Raw genomic sequence first — 21,742 nt, 5'->3', positions numbered from 1 at the left:
ATGCGTCAATTAATGCCAGTCATAGGAATACTACTCGTCATGTTAACCACAGGCTGTAGCCACCAGCTACAGCGACAAACTTGCGTAAAGCTGACGCCAGAAGTGAATTATTGCTTGGCACCTTTGTTACAAAGTAGTTCCAATAGCGAGCAAGTGTTAACTCAGAAGATTAGCTTTACCCATGGTGAAAAGCATCACGAACTACTCACAGAACTTGCATTAGACGCCTCAGAAATGGCCTTAGTCGGCCTTGCTCCAATTGGACAACCATTATTTACGGTCACCTATAACGGCGATGAAGTGTTAAGCCAACAGAACGTGTTAATGGGTGAAGATTTTAAAGCTGAGTATTTAATGGCAATTATGCAGCTGATATATTGGCCTCATGAGCAGGTCAATGGCTATTTTAATCAAGGTGAAATGATTGACTTTGATTGCCAACAACCACGATGCAGTGCGTTAATGGTGAATGAAAAACACGCGATTACAATTGATTACTCCGATGATAACCCTTGGAAATCCAATGTGAGCTTACATTTTCCAGCCGCGAATATCACCCTAGTGATTACGCCATTGCTATAATGCAAAAATGTTGAGCCAGCAAAGTGCTATCTGGCTTTTCTAACATCACTGAATTTGAGATGAAACATTAACTATGAGCTGTGCCATAGCAATTACACAAATCGGGCTTTGTACGCCACTAGGCAATAGCAGTGAAGACGTGCTGCAAAACTTGCTATCAGCAAGCACTGACGCCATGGTGCTGCGTGATGACTTGCTGTTTAATGCAAGCACACGAGTCGGCGCCATTAATAATACTAACCTTTTGGACATTCCTGCTGAATTGACGCAATTTGATTGTCGTAATAATCAATTGCTTTACACAGCCGCAGCCTCAATAACAGCCGATATCGAGCACGCTAAAAAGCAATACGGTGCAGATAGAGTGGCAGTGGTGCTAGGCACCAGCACATCAGGCATCTCGAAAGGCGAGGCAGCCCTTGCCTATCATCAACAACATGGTGAATTTCCACCTAGCTATCATTATGCCCAACAAGAGCTTGGCAGCACGAGCGACTTTTTGCGTCAGCTATATCAATTAAGCGGCCCTTGTTACACAGTTTCTACGGCATGTTCATCGAGTGCCAAAGTATTCGCTAGTGCTAAGAGATTACTTTTAGCTGACTTATGTGACGTTGTTATTGTTGGCGGTGTGGATAGTTTATGTCAATTAACGTTAAACGGCTTCAATGCCTTAGAGTCAGTGTCTAAAGGCTTATGTAATCCCTTTAGCCAACACCGTGATGGAATTAATATAGGTGAAGGTGCCGCCTTATTTGTGCTGAAAAAAGCTCAGGAGGATGCGCAATCACGCTCGAAATCTCAGGTCTATTTAGCGGGCATTGGCGAGTCATCAGACGCTCACCATATTTCAGCGCCCCACCCTCAAGGCTTAGGTGCAATTAGCGCAATGCAGGCAGCACTTGCCGATGCCAGTATCACTTCTGCACAAATTTCTTACGTTAACTTGCATGGTACAGCAACGCCTAAAAATGATGCGATGGAATCCTTAGCCATGCAGCAAGTTTTTAATTCAAGCAATAACAACGAAGCGGCAAGCATCCCTTTATGTAGCTCGACAAAACCCTTAGTTGGACATTGTTTGGGCGCTGCTGGCGCCATTGAGGCGGCTTTTTGTTACTTATTGCTCAGTGACGCTAATCAGCAGCAACAATTACCGCCGCACGTATGGGATCAGCAACAAGACATGAATAACCCGATATTGCCATTCGTTACTCCAGGACAATCAGCCGAGCTCACATTCATCATGAGTAACTCGTTTGCCTTTGGCGGTAGTAATGCCAGTGTTATTTTTGCAAAAGCGGAGCATTAAAATGACTGAGCAACAGACCAAGCAAATCGCTCCTGAAACATTGCTATCGCAAGATATATCAGCCTTTGTGCCTCATAAAGCACCGATGATATTAGTGACACGCATTATTAAACATCAACCTGATAGCCTCACCACTGAAGTTGAGATCACTGAGCAAAGCGCTTATTTCAGTCAACAATTGAATGGCGTCCCTAACTATGTTGGTATCGAATACATGGCGCAAAGTATTGCCGCATTAGCAGGCGTAGAAGCGCACCTTATTGAAGATAAAATTCGAGTCGGCTTTTTATTGGGCACCCGTAAACTGAGCATGATGCAGCCAACGTATCTGCTCAATAACACATATCAAGTTGATGTGACTCGTTTATATCAAGAAGCGTCAGGACTTGCGGTGTTCGATTGTCAAATTACTCTTGATAATGAAATCATTGCCTCAGCCAATGTTAATGTATTTCAGCCTCAAGATACCCAAGCTTATATCAATGAAACCTTATCGACTTAGGCTCGATATCAGTGACGAGCGTACTATGAACACAACGATTAATGTAAACCTGCAGTCCCTACGGAGAAACAATGACAACAACAAATAGAGTCCTAGTGACAGGTTCAAGTCGTGGTATAGGTAAAGCCATCGCGCTCAAACTTGCAGCGCAAGGCTTTAATATTGCCATCCATTTTCACAGTAACACTGCAGCGGCACAGCAAACTCAATCAGAAATCCAAGCCTTGGGTGTCGAAGCCAGTTTAATTCAATTTGATGTAGCAGACCGACAGGCTGCGAAGCTGCAAATTGAAGCTGATATTGAACAACATGGCGCTTATTACGGCGTGATTTTAAATGCAGGAATCACCAAAGATACAGCTTTCCCGGCAATGACAGAAGATGAATGGGACAGTGTTATTCACACCAACCTGGATGGATTTTATAATGTCATTCAGCCAACCATTATGCCAATGATCCAAGCACGTAAAGGCGGTAGAATCATCACTATGGCATCTGTTTCTGGCATCGCTGGTAATCGAGGTCAAGTGAATTACAGCGCCTCAAAAGCTGGACTTATCGGAGCGACAAAAGCACTGTCTTTGGAGCTTGCCAAACGCAAAATTACCGTCAACTGTATCGCACCAGGGTTAATTGAAACCGACATGGTTAGCGACTTCCCTAAGGACATGGTTAATCAAATCGTACCGATGCGCCGTATGGGTAAAGTGAATGAAATCGCCGGGCTCGCCAATTTCTTAATGTCTGAAGATGCAGCCTACATTACTCGCCAAGTGATTTCGGTCAATGGAGGCATGATATGAGCCATAGAGTTGTTATCACAGGTATTGGCGGTATTTCAGCATTGGGCCAAGACTGGCCAACTATCGCTAAACGGCTACAAGATAAATACAACTGTGTGGTCACGATGACTGAGTGGGATAAATACCCTAATCTCAATACTCGTCTTGCCGCGCCAATAACCGATTTCGAGCAACCCAAGCATTACTCTCGGAAAAAAACCCGTTCCATGGGACGTGTCTCAATCATGGCAACGCGTGCCAGTGAAATTGCATTAGAAGATGCAGGCTTACTCGACGATCCGATTGTGTCATCAGGAGATATGGGCATCGCTTACGGCTCATCAACTGGCAGTACAGACCCCATTATTGGTTTTGGTGACATGCTGAAACATGGCGATATGTCCGGCATCAATGCCACCAGTTATATTCGTATGATGGCACATACTACCGCAGTCAATGTCGGCGTATTTTTCGGCCTAAAAGGCCGAGTGCATACCACAAGCAGCGCTTGCACTTCAGGAAGCCAAGCAATTGGCTACGCCTATGAAGCCATTAAGTTTGGACAGCAAAAACTGATGCTTGCAGGTGGCGGTGAAGAACTTTGCCCAACAGAAGCTGTAGTATTTGATACTTTATTTGCCACCAGCACGAAAAATGACTCACCAACAACGACACCAAGACCATTTGATCGTCAGCGCGACGGTTTAGTTATTGGAGAAGGCGCTTGCACCTTAGTGCTTGAGCAGCTTGAACACGCTGTAGCCCGTGGCGCTAAAATTTACGCGGAGCTCGTTGGGTTTGGCACTAATTCAGACGGGTTGCATATCACTCAACCCAATGCAGAAACAATGGAAGTGGCGATTCGATTGGCTATAAAGGATGCTGCAATCGCACCAGAGCAAGTGGGTTATATCAATGCCCATGGCACAGCAACTGATCGAGGCGATATTGCAGAATCACAAGCAACTTACGCAGTATTTGGTTCACATACCCCTATATCATCATTGAAAAGCTATACAGGGCACACCTTAGGTGCATGCGGCGCACTCGAAGCTTGGGTCAGTATAGAAATGATGAATGCAAATTGGTTTGCACCCAGCTTAAACCTTGATGAAGTTGACCCTGAGTGTGCACCGTTAGATTACATTCAAGGCGAAATTCGCTCTATCAGCACTGACTATGTCATGAGTAATAACTTCGCCTTTGGCGGGATTAATACTTCGCTTATTTTTAAACGTTGGCAGGGATAAGACGCTTACCTAACGTACATGTAATTGTTGTAAACATTTTAGGTAGGACGTCGGCTTTACTCTTAACCATTTTGAGTAAAGCCATTTCTCACCTTTTATGACAGGCATTCCTTGGTGTAAAGATAAGGGTAAAGGCCCATAACTATTGTCGGTATTATTAAACACAACCAACCGTTTTTGTTTTGCTCGCACCGATTTCGATAACCTTGGAAAGTGCGTATCTCCCCCTTGCTCAACATCATTAAGGTAAATTAAAACGGTTTTGAATCGTTGACCGCCATCTTTTAAAGCTTGTTCGCTGCCTTTATCGTTTGGGTGAAAAAATCATAATGTGGCTTATATTCTTCCCCAACCTCATATTTAAGAACATTACTTAACTCACCGTTTTCGATAGGGATGTTGAAATAAGCAGCGATTTTCATCTCAATGTTAAGTAGCACCCAATCATTAGCAATAGGCGCTAGTTGAGCCACAGAGCCTGTTCTAACATTACTCACAATATTTGAGCCACTCTCGCCATCAACAACCATAGAGCGCTTAAGCTCGCACAGTGCGCAGTTTTTTAGCCACAAACACTCAAAGTCAGTTAAGAAATCATCAACATAAAATAAGTTAATCTCAGGCGCTACCGATTCATACGTTAACTTAGAAAGGTCAGCCCTACGGATATCATTAAAGTCTAATAACGCTTCTTCATTGTCAGAAATTAAACCAAGTGACTCAGTTAACTGATTCACCTCTGAAATATGACGATTCTTCGTTAAAATCTGACTAGCTTTAGCAACAACGCCCTGTTGTAAATACAAATTTGCAGCAGCAATAATTGCCGCGTGATCGCCTTGTTTGAAGGCACTAAACAGATATGGTCGGAAGTCCACTCCCACCTCAGGGTGAAAATACAATATAAAAGCGGCTTTAAAATTAGCACCAGCAATATTCCCTTTGCACAGTTCAAAAAGGTACTTTAAGCCTATTTGTGGCGATTGCTGTAACAACAAGTCAGCCTTCATCAATAACGCTTCTTCGATAGCTAAATCAACCAAAGGTTGAAGCAACTCATCTGCCTTTGAAAAACGCTTATCTAGAATCAAAGCGTTTATCGTTTTTAATGCTTTTCTTGAATCTTCGCTTAAGGACATAGACTTCTTAATGATGTTAAACTGAACAATCAATACAGCTTAATGAAAAAACGATTAAGTACAACTTTGCAGACAAATAAAATTAGAAGAAATTAGAATCTTACTAAATAAATCAATGCGTTCACCATTAACTTCCAGTCATAAGGATATGTCATGAAACCAATGTGCTTATTGCCAATAGCCCTAATTGCCAGCTTCAGTTTACTCAGTCCAATCGCTCAGGCTGATACTTATACAAAGGAAGAATACCAACAGATATTTGCAGGTGATGATACCTATAAACAAGAGCAAGCCATTGAGTCTATTTTCTTCGTTGGTTTGAATGATCCCAGTACCTACCAATCGATTAAAACCAAGATAGATACCTTATTACCATCGGCCAAAGATAAGCATGTCATTGATAATATTGCCTGGTTAATAAAGGGGCTTGGCTATTCTGGCGATCCTCAATTTCGTGAATACCTAAACCAACTGGCACAAGGCGATGCTCATAAGAAAATCCGTAAATACGCCAAACGTGCACTAGCTGACTTATCAAAATTCGAGCAGTGGAACCCGATTTTACAAGACAAAAGTCAATACAAGCCCGAGCAATCACATCGAGCTAATGTATATGCCGCAGCACTACGTAGTGACAACCTTGAGCTGATGAGAACGACGGCAAAACGTATCGCAAATGAGCGATTATTTGATAATTACATGCTGCAACAACTGGCTGCACAACTTAGCCCTATGCGTTTAATCGACGACAATAAGCTAGCCATAGATACTTACGCTTGGATAACACGCGCGCTAGCGACCTCAGGTAATGAAGACTTTAAAGCTGATGTGGAAGCCGTCGCACAAAATGCAAAACAGAAAAAACTACGCAAATACGCCACTAAATATTTAGCGAAGTTTTATTAAGCCCATTGATTAGTGATGCATGGGCGTTAATCCCTAAGCAATAAGCGGTAAGTCATAAACAATTTGTCATCAACATTAGTTATAGAGCATGACCACTTCATGCTCTTGTTATTAACAACCTTGATCTTTACAATGCATTAGAATAATCTTATTGAATAAAATCTAATGCAATTCAAAGTGAGGTTCTAATGGTCACGGCAAGCACAACTTCGATTTCGGTAAATACCAAGCTGACAGGGGCACAAGCCACTGCAACCTGTTGGGAGTTAATTAAGCATGGTGCAATGCTAATTGATGTACGAAACCCTGATGAATTTGCGAGTGGCCATTTACCACAAGCCATAAACGTGCCGTTAACTGAATTACCGGTTTGGCTTGATGCCCATCATGTAGAGCAGCAATTTGTCGTATATTGTGGCGCCGGGATAAGAGCGCAAAAGGGTTGCGATATATTCGAGTCTAAAGGGTTCAATTGTGCAGTAAATGGTGGAGCAATGAAGGACTTACTGTGCTGCGAATCTTTAAGTCAGTAATCTAGTGAAGGATACCCTCAGCTAGGCCTATACGACATGGTTGTGTCCTTGAATAATACCTAACGATTCTCTAAGAATTAGTAACTAAAATATAAGCCACTAAACGTAGCGCAGAGCTTACCTGCGCAATGTAATTGCACCTCAAGCTTAACCTTCGCTTTTTTACCATTATTAATTGCTTCGAAGACACTCATATCGGGTAACCCCGTCTCAGAAGAAGCTGATTTATCAGTCAGCGATTCTGGCCAAATAACTGTCACTATTGGCGCTTCGGTTACAGGAGCCAAATATCGAATGTTTGCATCGGCTAAAACAATATTACCTTCTACTCCAGCCAAGCGTTGTTGTAACCACAACATTCCCCACCCCGTTAGGGTCATTAAGGTATAAATACTGCCAGCAAACATAGTTTGATGAAGGTTAATATTGGGAGAAAGTGGCGCTGTAACAGTAAAGCATTGATTGTCAAAACTGAGCGGAGTAACTTGCATAAACTGACTCACAGGAATGGTTTGATGCCACGTCTGTGTTAACTCATTAAGTAAAACCGCTATCCTGGATGAGCCAGTATTCATGATGCCTTTCCGTTATACCTGAAGATTAAAGGTAACTGGACCATCATTGAGCAATTCAACTTTCATATCTGCACCAAACTCACCAGTTTGCGTCACCACGCCTTGCTCTTGGCAATAGGCAACAAAAGCTTCATACAACTCATTAGCTTGTTCAGGGGTTGCAGCAGAAGAAAAGCTAGGACGTAACCCGCGGCCAGTATCTGCTGCCAAGGTGAATTGAGACACGACTAACAATTCGCCACCTACCTGTTGCAGGTTGAGGTTCATCTTGCCATTTTCATCACCAAAAACACGGTAAGCCATCACTTTTTTAGCCAACTTACGCATTTTTTCCAAGTCATCATCTTTTTCAACACCAAGTAGCACTAATAAACCTTTATTGATGCTACCTGTGACATGCTTATCATCATCACGATGAACGGTGACACTGGCATGTGCCACCCGTTGAATTAACCCAATCAAAGTTACTTCCTATTAATCGACCTGAGAAAGCCGATATTCTACAAGATTATGCGCCCGTGTCAGGCTTAATCACAGGAATAGGTTTGATCAAGTGCTCAGAACCTTTAGGTAAAGATTTACCCACTTGCTTTAAACCTTCATCGGTCCACAACATAAAGCGACGTAATTCTTCAACTTGAATAGAATCAACAAATGTCGCAGCACCTTGAACCTGAATCACACCGCCATTTTCACGAACAACAAACTTTGCAAAATTAAGCTTTTGATTTAATGAACCAATCAAAACCAACAGTTCTTTACTGCCATGTAATTGCGGGTGAACGGCAAATAAACGGTTCGTTAAAATGCGGTCTATCCCCTTTTCACTCATACTTGGTTGCAATACAAATTGATTATCGCCAAATTGCACAGCCACACTGGTAGGGCTAAGTTTAGTCGCTAAATAACTAGACTTAATCAATGCGTTATAAAGCGCATCAGCAGCTTGTTGGTCCGTCATTCCTGTCATGTCAATGCTGGCAGGGGCAGCAGATACAACACTTTCTGAAGTGTTATTATCTGTTGTTGCACAAGCCGATAAACCTAATACACATGCCGCTAAAATCAATTTTTTCATTTGCTTTCCTTATAGAATACAGACTGCACTACTGCCATAGCAGTAGGCTTTCATTGTGACTTCTGCTATTGAATGACATTTATAATTACCCCAAATTGGAGCGAAAAAGTCAGGCCACTTGCCCATGATAATGACAGAAGCCCAACAAAATTACTTAATATTTTGCTGATATACGCTTTATTAGACTCTTAGCAATCACGTTTTATTAGATGCCTGAGTGTTAAAAGTAGACGCTGCTTGATTACTCTTTTCTTGCTCACTTGCAGCGATACCATTGCTGTCATCACTGGCTTGCACCTCACTATTTTCCGAAGTGCTGTCAGCCAACATCTCTATTTGTAAATATTCTGGCATTGCAGCGGTAATTTCAGCGCCAAGTAACACGATCATCCAAGACACATAGACCCAAACGAATAAGATAGGAATCGTCGCCAGAGCCCCATAAATGGCCTCATAACTCGGAAATTGAGTCACATAAAACGCGAACCCTTTCTTACCTGCTTCAAACAGCATTGCCGCAACGATAGCCCCGAGTAGCGCATGTAAAAATCGAACTTTTCTATTAGGAACAACCATATATAAAAGTAAGATTGATGCTACAGAAAACAACATTGGTAAACGCTCAACCAGCCAAGTCATCAGCCCTGAAATTTCTGCCATTTCAAATACTTTAAGTGACACGACATATGAGGTTGCCACTAAACTTGCCCCAATTAACACTGGACCTAAGGTCAGTACCATCCAATACATCGAAAAAGACACCACATAAGAGCGGGTCTCTGTGGTACGCCAAATATTGTTTAATGCTTTATCAATGGCAGAAATCAACATTAACGCTACGACCACTAACGCAATGACACCGACAAACGTGCCTTTCGAAGCATTTTCAACAAATTCATTGATATAAATTTGTACTGTGTCACCCGCTGCAGGTAAAAAATTGTCATAAATAAAACTTTCAATCTTGCCGCGGATCCCCTGAAATACAGGAAAAGCAGACAGCATCGACATGGTCACAGCAACCATTGGAACTAACGACAATAAGGTGACATAAGTTAAATGACCTGCTTTAACGTTAATTTGATCTTCAACCACACGTCGCTTTACATGGACGATAAATTTCCAAATACTGAGATTAATATTTTTTAAATACGCTACATCTATCTTATTTGTCACAATTTTCTCTGATTATTTATTTTCAATTACCGAGTTAACTTCGTACAATGTTATAACACGATAGTTACACTCCAAGGGAGTTTTTTAATGTCTCAACAAGGTTCAGCTGGCAATGTCATCGCCGCCATTGCCAGTGTTTTCTTCCCAGGCTTAGGGCAACTCGTTCAAGGCCGTATCATTGCTGCAATTTTATTCTTCGTGATCACTGCAGTGTGTTATTTCTTCTGGGTACTTATTATTCCCGCCATCATTGGAGCGGTGTTTCATCTTTGGAGCATCATTGATGCTGCCATGTTTAAAGCAGATTAATTTAACGACAACATTTAAGAGAGCATAAGATGAAGAAATGGATATCACTTGCCTTCCTTAGCGCAAGCTTGTTACTAAGTGGCTGCCAAAGCGCCTATTACGGTGCAATGGAAAAAGTTGGCTATCACAAGCGTGACATCATGGTGGATCGCGTTCAAGAAGCAAAAGAGTCTCAAGAAGAAGCACAAGAACAATTCAGTTCCGCTCTCGAAGAGATGCAAGCACTACTCGCTTTCGATGGCGGCGATTTAGAAGACGCCTATAACAAAGCTAAAGATGAATATGAATCAGCTCAATCAGCAGCCGATGAAGTTGGTAGCCGCATTGATAAAGTTGAAGATGTGGCCGAAGCCTTATTCGAAGAGTGGGAAGCTGAAATTCAAGAAATCAGTAAAGCAAGCCTTCGTCGTAATAGCACTAATAAGTTAAACGAAACTGAGCGTTCGTATAATTCATTAGTCAAAGGCATGCGCCGTGCAGAAGCCAAAATGCCTCCGATTTTAACCGCGATGAAAGACAACATGCTGTACTTAAAGCATAACCTTAATGCCCAAGCCATTGGCGCAATTAAAGGCGAGTTTAATAGCTTACAGTCTGACATTTCTAGCTTGATTTCAGAAATGAATAAATCAATTGCTGAATCAAATAAGTTTATTGAGGCAATGGAAAAAGGCTAACTGCCACCATTGATATCATGAAGCATAAAATGGCGCTTGAAGACCTCTACCTTCGGCGCCATTTTTATTGAGCCTAGCCGCCCTTTCGCCTAGCCCACAGTTATCGGGTAAGAAGATGTTAACTTAAACCGATTTGATTTATATTTCAGTTTGCCGCATTCAAGGTCGCTCTGTTAGTAGCAGTTTTTATATAAACGCACCATGTCTAAACGGTAATAAGCCTAAAATGGTAACAGGTATAAATGGCAACAGCATCGCAAGCTGCATCAATATGGAAGTCTACTCGCTACATACATTTAACCCGTAACGTCTTATATTAATTGCTAACTTTTTAATGCTTACTTTTATTAGTTTACTATGGTGGATTCAATGAGCAGCCTAATGCATACCATGCGCTTTTTTATACTGCCGATTATTATCACTTTTCTATCATTAGGCTTATTAGAACACTTTCAAACTCATTGGATTGATTGGCAAGATACCCTACATTTTGCACCTTATTGGTTATTGGCGGCATCTTCATTAATTTGTTTGCAATTTAATCGTAGTCGACTGTTTTATATAGGTTTGATGTTACTCACCTTTTACGCATTGCAAAGTAACCGTCTGTTTTTATCGCCTATCATTCATCAATTTTTACCGCTTTTTGGTACCTTGGTGATCACGCTATTTTGTTTTATTAAAGATCGCGGCGTCATCAGTGTGCACAGTTTTTATCGTATCGGTGGCATTGTTCTTTGTGGTTTAATCGCCTATTGCTGGGTGTATCTCACTGGCCAATACTCGGCAACGATTAGTCAATTTCAGCAAAGTATTGGGTTAACAATCGAGCAGTCCCCCTTGTATCTGCTCCCTATTTATCCACTGGCAATCATCTTACTGTGTAAGCTCAGTTGGAAAAGCAACTTAGCACAAACCAGCCTTGGTATTTGTTTGCTGCTATGGCTGGGCTACTTTTTGGTACCGACTAACCTGCCGTTATCTGTACTATTTAGCTGTATTGCGATTAGCTTTTTAATCACAGTCCTGTTCGACTCTTACTTTTTAGCTTATCGGGATGAACTCACGGGACTACCGTCACGTCGAGCCTTGTTTAATTTAAGCCTAGCTTTAGGCAGAAAGTACACGGTTGCTATGGTCGATATCGATCACTTCAAAAGCTTTAATGACACCTATGGGCACGATGTTGGTGATGATGTATTGAAATTAGTGGCGGTAAAGTTATCCAAAGTCACTGGTGGCGGCAAAACCTTCCGTTATGGCGGCGAAGAGTTCACGATTGTATTTCCCCGCAAAGACATAGAACAAGTTTACTCTCATCTTGATGATGTGAGGCAAAGTATTGAAGATTATGACATTGTGCTGAGAGATGAAAATAGAAAGAACAGCTCAAAAAAACAGCGTAATAAAGCCCCTGTAAAAAAGAAAACCGTCAACGTTACCGTCTCTATTGGCTGTGCCGAACACAAACCTGAACACAGCTTTGAGCAAAGCATGAAACTGGCAGATAAAGCCCTGTATCGAGCTAAAGACAGAGGTCGTAACCAAGTCAGGTTTTAATACTCTGCACCACTTTTATCGTCATCACCGCTTTTATTCATCACAGCGTAGCGATTAGCTTTATTGGTGTTTGTCACAAGATTAACATTCAAAAAAGGCCAAAGCGCAAAACGCTTCGGCCTTTTTATTACACAAGTTTCAGACAAAGGTATTAACCAAGCTGACCTGCCACCATAAGCTCTCGGCTCTCAGGTATTTCATTGTACGACAATACATGTAAGCCTCTTGCAAATGCTAAAGCATAGCGGGCCAGTATCGGCCTAAGCTGTGGTGCAACCAACAACAGTGGACTATGTCCTTGCTCTTTAGCATCAGCTAAGATTTGCGGCATGCCTTGTTGCAACTGAGCCAGTAACGTTGGATCAACAGGGAAGCTATCCAGCGCGACCTGACCTTGCTGCTGCGATTGGGTTAAAGCGTTCATTAAGGTTTGCTCAAGCTCTGGCGCTAATGTCAGTACATTCAATTTGGGTTCTGCGCCAGCAATACTATGCACTATGTTATTTCTTAAAGCACAACGCACATCTGCAGCTAACAGCACTGGATCTTTACTGTTTTCACTGCAATCAAGTAGTGTGGTTGCAATTGTGCGGATATCTTTTAATGACACCTGCTCTTTCAGTAATAACCGGTACACTTTTAACTGCACAATTGGACTTAACGCACCGTTAAGCGCTTCCGCTAACTTGGGTGATTGCTTTGCCAAGCGATCACTGAGTGCCAGCACATCATCGTGTTGTAACATGTCAGGCAAGTTTTCACGGATCAGCTTACTGACGTGTGTCGCTATCACAGTGGCATTGTCCACCACCGAATAACCTAAGTTTAATGCTCTCGCTTTAGCATCTTGGTCAATCCAAATCGCGTCCATGTTATAGGCAGGCTCTTTAGTAATGATTCCATCAATATCACCAAATACCGGCCCACTTTGAATCGCCATCAGTTTTTCAGCTTGCAACTCCGCTGTCGCTGTTGGGTTACCCATCATATTAATTTGATAAGCATTTGGCGCTAACGATAAGTTATCCCTCACTCGCACTTCTGCGAGTAAAAAGCCCGCTTGTTCAGACAAGGTGCGGCGGATCCCTGTTAGGCGTTTTTGTAACTCAGCGCCTTTAGTCCGCTCAACTAAATGCACTAGCTGATATCCCAAACGTACTTCAATCAAATCGGTATAAGGTAATGCATCCCAACTTGGTGGCGATGGTTCTGTAGTATTGCTTTCCAGTCGCTCTTCAAGCTTGGTTTCAACAACGGCGGGTTTATGCTGGCTTTGTTTCCAAGAAGCAAAAGCCAATAAAGCAGCGAAAGAAATAAATACCATGCCAGGCATACCTGGCACTAAACCTAAAATCAGCATTACCAATGCTGCTGTTGCTAAGGTTTTTGGGTTTGCAAGCAGTTGCTTTTGCAGCTGCTCAGGCATTTCTTCAGCATCCGAAACACGGGTTACAATAATCGCCGCTGCGGTAGCTAATAGTAATGATGGGATTTGAGCAACAAGACCGTCACCAATGGTCAGTAAGGCAAACGTCTTAAATGCATCAGCTGCGCCCATACCATGCATAAACACACCAATGGCAATACCACCAATAATGTTAATCAGCAGGATCAAGATGCCAGCAATAGCGTCACCACGCACAAATTTAGACGCACCATCCATCGAACCATAGAAGTCTGCTTCTCGAGCAACTTCTTGACGTCGAACACGGGCTTGTTCTTGACTTAAAATCCCAGCATTTAAATCAGCATCAATTGCCATTTGCTTACCAGGCAACGCATCCAGAGTAAAACGTGCTGAAACCTCTGATATCCTTTCACCACCTTTGGTAATCACCACAAAGTTGATAATCATCAGAATTAAGAAGATCACGGCGCCTACAACATAGTTGCCGCCAATCACCACTTCACCAAATGCTTGAATGACTTTACCTGCCGAGTCTCCACCATTGTGGCCTTCGATTAACACCACACGAGTTGAGGCAACGTTCAAAGTTAATCGCATTAAGGTGGCGAGTAGCAATATCGTCGGGAATACCGAAAACTCTAAAGGCCGACGTATGGATACACTGACTAGCAACACCATTACTGCAAGTACGATGTTAAACGTAAATAAAATATCCAACAGCCAAGGTGGCAATGGCAAGATGACCATCGCCAGAACGGCTAATAACATTATCGGAATACCGATGTAGCTTCGATTGCCAGTAAAGACTTGTGCAAACCAATTCATGGTTTAATGGTTCCTTTAATCATGTCGTAAATGGGGAGGAATATAAAAATGCGGCAATGGTTCAGGCTTCTCTTGGCTGCCTGTTCTTGCTGCTTTGATTTGCAACACGTAACTCAGCACATGCGCAATAGCGACAAACAATGCCGCTGGAATTTGTTGTTCAATCTTAGTGGAATAATAAATCGCACGAGCCAGTGCTGGGATTTCAATAATTTCAACCGCATTACGTTTTGCTACATCACGCATATAAAGCGCCAGTTCGTCCACTCCTTTAGCAATAACATAAGGCGCATCTGCTTTATCAGCGTCATAACGAAGTGCAACTGAATAATGAGTAGGGTTAACCAGTAATACATCGGCTTGTGGCACAGCAACATCAGCACGAGAGCGGCTAATTTTTTGCTGCATTTGGCGAATTTTAGCTTTAATTTCTGGCTTACCGTCTTGCTGTTTATGCTCATCTTTCACTTCCTGATGAGACATTTTTAGCTCGTTATGATGATGCCAATACTGATATGGCACATCGATAAATGTGATAATCAGCAGACCGACGCCTAAATAAAACATCCCAGTTGATATCGTATCAATGCTGTATTTAACGGCTTCATCTACTGGCAGCTGACTACTTGCCATAATGCCTTGCAAGTTACTCTGCAAAAAATACAGCATGATGCTGACTAGCAAAGTGATTTTTAAGACCGATTTAACCAACTCCACCAATGATTTAATTGACACCATTCGCCCTAAGCCAGCAATGGGATCAATACGGCTATATTTGAAGAAGGCATTTTTAATACTAAATAGCGGCCCACCAGGTAATGCGCCTGCAATCATGCCGATAGCGGCCACTAAGATAAATAACGGCCCAAGAAGATGTAGAATTCCGACAATCGCAGCCCCCATATGCATTTCTAGCATTTTGGGCTCATTTAACTGCTCTTTAGTGAGATTCATATTGAAGCGAGTAATTTCGGCCATTTCACTGCCTATCCACTCGGCGCTGCTCGTTAGCATGACAGCACAACCAATGATCAGCGCTGATGCGGCTAAGTCTTTAGAGCGTGGAACTTGCCCTTGCTCGCGGGCTTTTTTGAGTTTTTGTGGTGTTGCCTGTTCAGTTTTACTTTGGCCGGTATCTTTATTGCTCATCACTAGCCCCCGATAAACTGATGCATGCTAGATAAGGCATCGAGGCAAATATCACTATAGCGACTGGCAAGGCCGCTAAACGAAAAGAACACACACAGCAGCCCCATTAGCATCGACATAGGAAAACCTAAGGCAAACACGTTTAATGAAGGCGCAGATTTACTCAACACACCAAAAGTTAAATTAACCATCAACATGGCGACAATCGCAGGTAAAGCCAGCATAAATGCGGCCGCAAATAACCAGCCGACTCGCTCAACCAGTCCCATTAAAGGCAACTCAAATATGCCCATGCCAATTGGCCACAAATAAAAGCTATCAACGATAACGCCAATAGCAACTAAGTGACCGTCTAACGCCAAAAATAATAATGTGCCATACAGTAAAAACCATTGACCAAGAATAGGATTAGAGTTGCCGTTAGCAGGGTCGTTCATAATGGCCATTGCCAAGCCCATTTGCATTGACATCATCGCGCCCATCTTGGTCATTACACTGATCATGATCAGTAAAAATAATGCCAACATAAAGCCAACAAGCAATTGCTCAACGGCCAATAACGCAGCCCCTAGTGAGATAGCGTCAACGGCAGGCACTGGGGGTAAAATTGGCGCCACCAAAGCACTCAACAGCATGGCAAATAGCAGTCGTATTTTGACCGGAATATAGTTACTGCTTAAAAAAGGCATCACAATAAATGCCCCCATAAACCGACAAAATGGCCACCAAAATGAGCCAATAAAAGCACTGATTTGTACCGATGTTAACGACAACATCAGTTGCTATCTACCCAGTCAAAATTCAGCCGCTCAGCCATGCTAAATGCGTTCATCTACTCGCCTAACCAATCACATGGGGAATACTGAAAAATAGCCGCTCAAACAAGTCACTGATTTTCATCAACAACCACTCACCTGCAAATAACACCATCAACAGCGTTAACACTAAGCGAGGTAAAAAGCTTAATGTTTGCTCATTCACTTGGGTCGCCGCTTGGAACACAGCGACAATCAGTCCCACAATCAAGCCTGGCACGACCAATACGCCCACCATCATCACCACTAAAAATATCGCTTCAGCAAAAAATGACGTTAGCTCGTTTACATCCATCTTATTGCTCCCGCAGGTGGCCGCTTCAGCTGTTCAATCATCTGATTTGTACTGGTCATTAAAATCCATGCTAGATGTATCATCGTCTACCCTAGCTAGCCAAAGCTGCCTGTTAACGTACCCACAGTCATTGCCCAACCATCCACTAACACGAACACCATGAGTTTAAATGGTAGAGATATAATCAATGGCGACAGCATCATCATCCCCATCGACATCAAGACGCTCGCAACCACTAAATCAATCACTAGAAAGGGAATATAAAGTAGGAATCCAATTTGAAATGCTGTTTTCAGCTCGCTCAATACAAATGCAGGCATCAAAACAAAGAAGGGGATTTCATCTGCGGTTAATGTCACTGGCTCATTAGCAATTTTTAGCATTTGCTCTAAATCTGTTTCACGAGTTTGCGCCAACATAAATTGTCGTAAAGGCACTTCTGCCCTCACAATCAATTCTGTTAATTCAATTTCACCCTTGTCATAGGGTAAAAATGCATCTTCATAAATCACATCACCAACGGGGCGCATAATAAAAATAGACATGACTAAAGCAATGCCAATTAACACTTTATTAGGTGGACTTTGTTGTAAGCCCAACGCCTGCCTCAAAATTGCTAACACAATGATAATTCGAGTAAAGCTTGTCATCATCATCAACATCGCAGGTAAAAAACTTAGCAAGGTCATCATGGCTAAGATTTCTAACTTGACGTTCACGGTTTGCGACTGGTCGCCGTCCGCTAAAGTGAATAAGGTTAATCCATCATTAGCATAAGCACTGGGTGCTAATAGGCATAACAGAAGCAGGATGACACGAACCATATTAGTCGTTTGCTCCAGTTAAGCTTATCGCTTCCACTTCAAGCAATCTCACACCATATCGGCCATTCACTTCAACCACTTCACCACGACCTAACAAAGCACCATTAACACGAATATCCAATGGTTCGCCTACCATGCGATCCAATGCAACAACGTCGCCTTCTCCCATTTGGGTTAGCTCACCTAAAGACATTTCTGTACTCGCTAATTCCAATGTCACTTGCACTGGTAACTGGTGAAAAAATGACATCTCTTTTAAGGTTTTAGCCTTTGGAGCAGGTTGTGGCTCTGCTAGGGTATCTTCTAATAACAGATCATCATCAAGTAAGAATTCATCATCTTGTAAAAGTATATTTTCAGGCATGGGTAGAGTCCTCTGGGTGAAACGCTTCCTGGGTAAGTTTGGCGACCATTTGTCCATCATCATTATGAACAGTGGCATAAAATAGGGGTCTGCGACCGATAGTCACTGGGCAACGAGAATGCAAACTCATCGGTAAAATATCACCGACTTTCAAGCCTTCTAATGACGTCACAGGCATTAATTGATGACCAATTTCTAACGTGGCTTTTATCGGAATTTGTCTTAAACGCTGACTTAATTGGCTATTGAGGTTTTCAGCAGCTTGATATTCACTTGGCTGTTCAGCCATCAATCCCAAAGCAAATTCAGTCATGCATAACATCATTGGCGGGCCAACATGCTCAGCTGGAAAGCTCAGAGTCCAAGCAAGAGGCACCTCTAATGGCGTGGTATTCACCACCAATTCAAGATCTAAGCCGTCGTCATCGAGTTCAGTTATCGGTAAAACGTCCAACGCAGAACGCAATAAACGCTTCACCAAACGAAACTCAGACAAACTAGGCGCCCGTAAAGGTGACTGTAACGGGCTGGAGAAACTACCGTAGTAACCGCTAGCCAACTGATCTAACGTACATTTATCAATTCGCCACCAAGCCAGCGGAGTTCGGCGGTAACTCATCAAAAACCACGCGTGGTTTAAGTCAGGTGTTACTGTATTCAGATCGGTTGAAAGCGATACTTTTGACAATGCGTGATGACCTTGGCCAATAATCGGGCCTAATAAGTCATTTATATTGTCGAGCAGCGTTCTATGGCAACGCTCTAGTTGCAATACTAGTCGGCTGCGTGCAAGTTTCTCTTGAACTAACGCAACGGTTCTCACTTTTGGAAGCTGCTGCTTCTTAATCAAACTTGCTTTAGCTGTGGTTTTCATTTTAATTTAAAACTCACTTAACTATAAAATATCCATAAATTAATAACCGTAATAATATGTATCAAAATTATATTATCACCCACACGCAACTGAACTAAAAACGACCACCTTATTAATATACAAATAATTCAGGCGACATTTTTTTGGCAAACAAATATATTTTGACAACCAAACATAATAAATCAGCTAGTAGTACATATAACAACGACCACAGAAACAGATAATCAAAACAAATAACCAACAACACTTAAATAATAAATAAATTCCAAATATAAAAACAAAAAAAATAAATATTATTACAAAGCGACTATAATCGTAAAAAACTTTAAATTTATTTTAAAATAACAAAAAATATTTTTTAAATTCAATAAAATCAAATACTTAAAAACAGAATAACTGTATCTAGTTTCTGTATAACTTAGAGGAGTCAGTATTTCGGCAAGATACTACATCATTTAAATAACGAAAGACAATGACATATATATGAACAAACAATAAACCTTGCACTATTTAAAACTTTTTATAAAATTTCATTTTAATAATTTTTCTTTTAGTGTTTAATACTGCAAAACTTTATTACGTTACAGACATAACAAATAAAAATAGGATGTTAGTAATTGAAAAAAATAATACTGATTACAATTATCGCATTTATTTTTCCGCTTAAATCGTATGCAGGAGTAATAGAGAATAAATATCAAACCAAGATGGAAAAATCTTCTTGGGAGTTCAGTGGAAATATATTTCACTGTGAAATAAGCCACCAAGTGGATGGGTTCGGAGACTTTATGCTCACTGCCACGCCAGGTGACGAGTTATTCATTAGTTTAACTGCTGACTGGCTGAGCTTGCGTGATCATGCCAGCGAAATAATAATTGAATCTTCTTCATGGCAGCAGCAGAACAACGCCCCTTTTGCACAATCAGAACTAAACTGGCAAGGTCATACCGCTAAAACGAGCCGAAACAGCGCAGCTTTTTTAGAGGCCTTAGAGCAAGGACTGACGTGGCAAGTCAATATTGATCCAGGTAAAAATATCAAATATAAGGTGAATTCTTCACCCGTTTCTACTCGTGCCATCGTAAGAGAATTCAGATTATGTAAGCAAAACCTGCTGCCTAAGCCTTTTTCCTATGTACGCAGAGTGGATATGCAGTTTAATAGCAACTCGACACATCTATCTCCTGAGAACGAACAGGATTTAATCGCAATTGCTCGCTATATTGCGGCTGATGACAATGTCACAGAAGTCCTTATCGATGGGCATGCTGATGCATCAGGAGATCACTTCGTGAACTTGCAATTAAGCAAGGAGCGCGCTTATGAAGTTCAAGCAAGATTAATTGAGCTTGGCGTGCCCAATACAATGATTCAAGTGCGCCATCATGGCACGAGAACCCCCATTGCCAGTAATAATAGTTCCCAAGGACGTGAGCTGAACCGTCGCGTTATGGTGAGATTAGTTAAAACGAACAACCTTACCGCTCTCAAAACGCAGAAGGCCAGTCGATGAGTCAGCAATACTCAATCCAGTTGGTCGATTGCCAACTGTGTGAAACCGCTGCCGCATTATTGCTAAGCAATGGCTTTCAGTTATGGGGCAATCAACAGCCATCGCCTTGGCTGAATCTGGTGAATTTATCAGATTGTGAACCTGAACAAGTGGCACAGCGTTTAGCCATGTACCCGAGTAAGAATCAGATTGCCTTACTTGATCCAGAACAAACCGAATTGGCTAGTATTGCAATGCAGTCAGGGGTGCAAGATTACCTATTGCAGCCGATTGATAATCAACAACTTATTGCACTGTTAACCCGTCTAAAAACTTTAGATAAAATTGATTCAGACATCGTTGCATCATCCGCTGTCAGTCGTCAATTATTGATGCTTGCTCAACGTGCTGCTGTCACCAATGCTACGGTATTATTGACTGGTGAAAGTGGTACAGGTAAAGAGCCATTAGCCCGTTATATTCATCGTCACTCCAATCGTTCACAAGCCCCATTAATTTCGATCAACTGTGCGGCCATTCCTGAAAGTATTTTAGAGTCAATTCTATTTGGCCATGTCAAAGGCGCCTTTACTGGAGCTGTCAGCGATCAATCAGGTAAGTTTGAACAAGCCAATGGTGGCACTTTACTGTTAGATGAAATCGGCGAAATGCCGCTCGTCTTACAAGCTAAATTACTGCGAGTTTTACAAGAGCGCGAAGTTGAAAGAATTGGCAGCCATAAAGCGATACCACTCGATATTCGCGTGATTGCATCTACAAATAAAGACTTACGCAAAGCTGTTGAGAATGGTGAGTTTAGGCAAGATCTATTCTACCGCTTAGATGTATTACCGCTAAAAATTACCCCACTAAGACAACGTCGTGAAGACATCATGCCTATTGCAGAGCACTTTTTAGACATGTACCACAACAATAACTCTGAACAAGTCTGTTACTTCAGTGATCAGGCCCGTAGTGTACTGCTCGGCCATGACTGGAGTGGCAATGTAAGAGAGCTTGAAAATACAATTCAGCGCGCATTAATCATGCGCCGTGGTCAAGCTATTCAGACCGCTGACTTAGGCATAGAAGCAGAACAAACAGCTCAGTTAGCGCCTCAACAAAGTGGCCTGAAAGACTCTAAACGACAAGCAGAGTTTCAATACATCATAGACACACTGAAACGCTTCAATGGTCAGCGAAACCTCACCGCAGAATCTCTTGGCATGACAACACGTGCATTGCGTTACAAGCTTGCTCAAATGCGCGAACAAGGGATAGACATAGACCTTGCTCTTGGCAAAGTAGCGTAAT

The 21,742-nt window shown here is 42.0% G+C and carries 24 protein-coding genes and 1 pseudogene; 12 read left to right on the top strand and 13 right to left on the bottom strand.

The window, feature by feature from the left end:
• The 5 genes from ACGEDC_RS10060 to ACGEDC_RS10040 all read left to right on the top strand — a co-directional run bounded on the left by ACGEDC_RS10060 (nt 1) and on the right by ACGEDC_RS10040 (nt 4,428).
• Entirely contained in the window at nt 1-582 is a 582-nt protein-coding gene (locus ACGEDC_RS10060; protein ID WP_394497988.1) for a DUF3261 domain-containing protein, read from the top strand.
• Nucleotides 583-655: 73 nt separating this feature from the next.
• Nucleotides 656-1,894 carry a beta-ketoacyl-[acyl-carrier-protein] synthase family protein gene (locus ACGEDC_RS10055; RefSeq protein ID WP_394497986.1) on the top strand — a complete coding sequence of 413 codons (1,239 nt, stop codon included), beginning with the start codon at nt 656-658 and terminating at the stop codon, nt 1,892-1,894.
• Between the two features lies 1 nt (nt 1,895).
• Nucleotides 1,896-2,396 carry a thioester dehydrase gene (locus ACGEDC_RS10050; protein ID WP_080914673.1) on the top strand — a complete coding sequence of 167 codons (501 nt, stop codon included), beginning with the start codon at nt 1,896-1,898 and terminating at the stop codon, nt 2,394-2,396.
• Between the two features lie 71 nt (nt 2,397-2,467).
• Nucleotides 2,468-3,199 carry a 3-ketoacyl-ACP reductase FabG2 gene (locus ACGEDC_RS10045; RefSeq protein ID WP_055025271.1) on the top strand — a complete coding sequence of 244 codons (732 nt, stop codon included), beginning with the start codon at nt 2,468-2,470 and terminating at the stop codon, nt 3,197-3,199.
• Entirely contained in the window at nt 3,196-4,428 is a 1,233-nt protein-coding gene (locus tag ACGEDC_RS10040) for a beta-ketoacyl-ACP synthase (RefSeq protein ID WP_394497983.1), read from the top strand. Before ACGEDC_RS10045 ends, ACGEDC_RS10040 begins: the two co-directional genes overlap by 4 nt.
• A 9-nt stretch (nt 4,429-4,437) precedes the next feature.
• Here the strand turns inward: ACGEDC_RS10040 and ACGEDC_RS10035 are convergent.
• Nucleotides 4,438-4,701, bottom strand: a pseudogene (locus ACGEDC_RS10035) (2OG-Fe(II) oxygenase); the annotation flags it as partial.
• Nucleotides 4,702-4,712: 11 nt separating this feature from the next.
• Nucleotides 4,713-5,567 (bottom strand): hypothetical protein, encoded by an 855-nt coding sequence (locus ACGEDC_RS10030; RefSeq protein ID WP_394497981.1) that lies wholly within the window; start codon nt 5,565-5,567, stop codon nt 4,713-4,715.
• Between the two features lie 153 nt (nt 5,568-5,720).
• Here ACGEDC_RS10030 and ACGEDC_RS10025 point away from each other — a divergent pair, with 153 nt between their 5' ends.
• On the top strand, nt 5,721-6,473 hold the full coding sequence (locus ACGEDC_RS10025; protein ID WP_394497979.1) for a hypothetical protein: 753 nt from the start codon (nt 5,721-5,723) through the stop codon (nt 6,471-6,473).
• Between the two features lie 188 nt (nt 6,474-6,661).
• A complete protein-coding gene (locus tag ACGEDC_RS10020; protein WP_394497977.1) occupies nt 6,662-7,006 on the top strand; it encodes a rhodanese-like domain-containing protein in 345 nt (114 codons plus the stop codon).
• Nucleotides 7,007-7,083: 77 nt separating this feature from the next.
• Here the strand turns inward: ACGEDC_RS10020 and ACGEDC_RS10015 are convergent, their stop codons facing one another.
• From ACGEDC_RS10015 to ACGEDC_RS10000, 4 genes are all read right to left on the bottom strand, one after another.
• Nucleotides 7,084-7,581 (bottom strand): thioesterase domain-containing protein, encoded by a 498-nt coding sequence (locus tag ACGEDC_RS10015; RefSeq protein WP_055025275.1) that lies wholly within the window; start codon nt 7,579-7,581, stop codon nt 7,084-7,086.
• A 12-nt stretch (nt 7,582-7,593) separates the two neighbouring features.
• Entirely contained in the window at nt 7,594-8,043 is a 450-nt protein-coding gene (gene dtd / locus ACGEDC_RS10010) for a D-aminoacyl-tRNA deacylase (protein WP_055025276.1), read from the bottom strand.
• A gap of 46 nt (nt 8,044-8,089) precedes the next feature.
• The gene (locus tag ACGEDC_RS10005) at nt 8,090-8,659 is read right to left on the bottom strand and encodes a hypothetical protein (RefSeq protein WP_055025277.1); all 570 of its coding nucleotides are present in this window, start codon (nt 8,657-8,659) and stop codon (nt 8,090-8,092) included.
• A 195-nt stretch (nt 8,660-8,854) separates the two neighbouring features.
• Nucleotides 8,855-9,835 (bottom strand): virulence factor BrkB family protein, encoded by a 981-nt coding sequence (locus ACGEDC_RS10000; protein ID WP_394497974.1) that lies wholly within the window; start codon nt 9,833-9,835, stop codon nt 8,855-8,857.
• A gap of 87 nt (nt 9,836-9,922) precedes the next feature.
• Between ACGEDC_RS10000 and ACGEDC_RS09995 the strand changes: the two genes are divergently transcribed.
• From ACGEDC_RS09995 to ACGEDC_RS09985, 3 genes are all read left to right on the top strand, one after another.
• On the top strand, nt 9,923-10,144 hold the full coding sequence (locus ACGEDC_RS09995) for a hypothetical protein (protein ID WP_055025279.1): 222 nt from the start codon (nt 9,923-9,925) through the stop codon (nt 10,142-10,144).
• 29 nt (nt 10,145-10,173) lie between these two features.
• Complete coding sequence (locus ACGEDC_RS09990; protein WP_055025280.1) at nt 10,174-10,821, top strand: DUF2959 domain-containing protein; 648 nt, start codon at nt 10,174-10,176, stop codon at nt 10,819-10,821.
• A gap of 369 nt (nt 10,822-11,190) precedes the next feature.
• A complete protein-coding gene (locus ACGEDC_RS09985; protein ID WP_394497971.1) occupies nt 11,191-12,381 on the top strand; it encodes a GGDEF domain-containing protein in 1,191 nt (396 codons plus the stop codon).
• A 151-nt stretch (nt 12,382-12,532) separates the two neighbouring features.
• Here ACGEDC_RS09985 and flhA read toward each other — a convergent pair whose 3' ends face one another.
• The 7 genes from flhA to ACGEDC_RS09950 all read right to left on the bottom strand — a co-directional run bounded on the left by flhA (nt 12,533) and on the right by ACGEDC_RS09950 (nt 18,935).
• Nucleotides 12,533-14,614 (bottom strand): flagellar biosynthesis protein FlhA, encoded by a 2,082-nt coding sequence (flhA, locus tag ACGEDC_RS09980; protein ID WP_372036270.1) that lies wholly within the window; start codon nt 14,612-14,614, stop codon nt 12,533-12,535.
• A 15-nt stretch (nt 14,615-14,629) separates the two neighbouring features.
• A complete protein-coding gene (flhB, locus tag ACGEDC_RS09975) occupies nt 14,630-15,763 on the bottom strand; it encodes a flagellar biosynthesis protein FlhB (RefSeq protein ID WP_055025283.1) in 1,134 nt (377 codons plus the stop codon).
• Between the two features lie 2 nt (nt 15,764-15,765).
• Nucleotides 15,766-16,539, bottom strand: coding sequence for a flagellar biosynthetic protein FliR (fliR, locus tag ACGEDC_RS09970; protein WP_055025284.1), 774 nt, complete (start codon nt 16,537-16,539; stop codon nt 15,766-15,768).
• Between the two features lie 64 nt (nt 16,540-16,603).
• Nucleotides 16,604-16,873: a flagellar biosynthetic protein FliQ gene (locus ACGEDC_RS09965; protein ID WP_055025285.1), complete on the bottom strand. Its 270-nt coding sequence runs from the start codon at nt 16,871-16,873 to the stop codon at nt 16,604-16,606.
• Between the two features lie 95 nt (nt 16,874-16,968).
• The gene (gene fliP, locus ACGEDC_RS09960) at nt 16,969-17,697 is read right to left on the bottom strand and encodes a flagellar type III secretion system pore protein FliP (protein WP_055025286.1); all 729 of its coding nucleotides are present in this window, start codon (nt 17,695-17,697) and stop codon (nt 16,969-16,971) included.
• A gap of 1 nt (nt 17,698) precedes the next feature.
• Complete coding sequence (fliN, locus tag ACGEDC_RS09955) at nt 17,699-18,061, bottom strand: flagellar motor switch protein FliN (RefSeq protein WP_055025287.1); 363 nt, start codon at nt 18,059-18,061, stop codon at nt 17,699-17,701.
• On the bottom strand, nt 18,054-18,935 hold the full coding sequence (locus tag ACGEDC_RS09950) for a flagellar motor switch protein FliM (RefSeq protein ID WP_065110133.1): 882 nt from the start codon (nt 18,933-18,935) through the stop codon (nt 18,054-18,056). Before ACGEDC_RS09950 ends, fliN begins: the two co-directional genes overlap by 8 nt.
• 617 nt (nt 18,936-19,552) lie before the next feature.
• Between ACGEDC_RS09950 and ACGEDC_RS09945 the strand changes: the two genes are divergently transcribed.
• Together ACGEDC_RS09945 and ACGEDC_RS09940 are read left to right on the top strand one after the other, a co-directional pair.
• Nucleotides 19,553-20,449 carry an OmpA family protein gene (locus ACGEDC_RS09945; protein WP_394497966.1) on the top strand — a complete coding sequence of 299 codons (897 nt, stop codon included), beginning with the start codon at nt 19,553-19,555 and terminating at the stop codon, nt 20,447-20,449.
• Nucleotides 20,446-21,741, top strand: coding sequence for a sigma-54 interaction domain-containing protein (locus ACGEDC_RS09940; RefSeq protein WP_082420021.1), 1,296 nt, complete (start codon nt 20,446-20,448; stop codon nt 21,739-21,741). Before ACGEDC_RS09945 ends, ACGEDC_RS09940 begins: the two co-directional genes overlap by 4 nt.
• Nucleotide 21,742 lies beyond the last annotated feature (1 nt).

It is taken from the genome of Shewanella sp. ENK2 (assembly GCF_043568515.1).
Lineage (GTDB): Bacteria > Pseudomonadota > Gammaproteobacteria > Enterobacterales > Shewanellaceae > Shewanella > Shewanella japonica.
The sequence above is the reverse complement of the archived record's forward strand: the minus strand, read 5'-3'. Positions and strand labels throughout refer to the sequence as shown.

Coding starts and splice junctions, on each gene's coding strand:
- ACGEDC_RS10060 (WP_394497988.1), top strand. CDS start 1: ATGCGTCAATTAATGCCAGTCATAGGAATACTACTCGTCATGTTAACC.
- ACGEDC_RS10055 (WP_394497986.1), top strand. CDS start 656: ATGAGCTGTGCCATAGCAATTACACAAATCGGGCTTTGTACGCCACTA.
- ACGEDC_RS10050 (WP_080914673.1), top strand. CDS start 1,896: ATGACTGAGCAACAGACCAAGCAAATCGCTCCTGAAACATTGCTATCG.
- ACGEDC_RS10045 (WP_055025271.1), top strand. CDS start 2,468: ATGACAACAACAAATAGAGTCCTAGTGACAGGTTCAAGTCGTGGTATA.
- ACGEDC_RS10040 (WP_394497983.1), top strand. CDS start 3,196: ATGAGCCATAGAGTTGTTATCACAGGTATTGGCGGTATTTCAGCATTG.
- ACGEDC_RS10030 (WP_394497981.1), bottom strand. CDS start 5,567: ATGTCCTTAAGCGAAGATTCAAGAAAAGCATTAAAAACGATAAACGCT.
- ACGEDC_RS10025 (WP_394497979.1), top strand. CDS start 5,721: ATGAAACCAATGTGCTTATTGCCAATAGCCCTAATTGCCAGCTTCAGT.
- ACGEDC_RS10020 (WP_394497977.1), top strand. CDS start 6,662: ATGGTCACGGCAAGCACAACTTCGATTTCGGTAAATACCAAGCTGACA.
- ACGEDC_RS10015 (WP_055025275.1), bottom strand. CDS start 7,581: ATGAATACTGGCTCATCCAGGATAGCGGTTTTACTTAATGAGTTAACA.
- ACGEDC_RS10005 (WP_055025277.1), bottom strand. CDS start 8,659: ATGAAAAAATTGATTTTAGCGGCATGTGTATTAGGTTTATCGGCTTGT.
- ACGEDC_RS09995 (WP_055025279.1), top strand. CDS start 9,923: ATGTCTCAACAAGGTTCAGCTGGCAATGTCATCGCCGCCATTGCCAGT.
- ACGEDC_RS09990 (WP_055025280.1), top strand. CDS start 10,174: ATGAAGAAATGGATATCACTTGCCTTCCTTAGCGCAAGCTTGTTACTA.
- ACGEDC_RS09985 (WP_394497971.1), top strand. CDS start 11,191: ATGAGCAGCCTAATGCATACCATGCGCTTTTTTATACTGCCGATTATT.
- flhA (WP_372036270.1), bottom strand. CDS start 14,614: ATGAATTGGTTTGCACAAGTCTTTACTGGCAATCGAAGCTACATCGGT.
- flhB (WP_055025283.1), bottom strand. CDS start 15,763: ATGAGCAATAAAGATACCGGCCAAAGTAAAACTGAACAGGCAACACCA.
- fliR (WP_055025284.1), bottom strand. CDS start 16,539: ATGTTGTCGTTAACATCGGTACAAATCAGTGCTTTTATTGGCTCATTT.
- ACGEDC_RS09965 (WP_055025285.1), bottom strand. CDS start 16,873: ATGGATGTAAACGAGCTAACGTCATTTTTTGCTGAAGCGATATTTTTA.
- fliP (WP_055025286.1), bottom strand. CDS start 17,697: ATGGTTCGTGTCATCCTGCTTCTGTTATGCCTATTAGCACCCAGTGCT.
- fliN (WP_055025287.1), bottom strand. CDS start 18,061: ATGCCTGAAAATATACTTTTACAAGATGATGAATTCTTACTTGATGAT.
- ACGEDC_RS09950 (WP_065110133.1), bottom strand. CDS start 18,935: ATGAAAACCACAGCTAAAGCAAGTTTGATTAAGAAGCAGCAGCTTCCA.
- ACGEDC_RS09940 (WP_082420021.1), top strand. CDS start 20,446: ATGAGTCAGCAATACTCAATCCAGTTGGTCGATTGCCAACTGTGTGAA.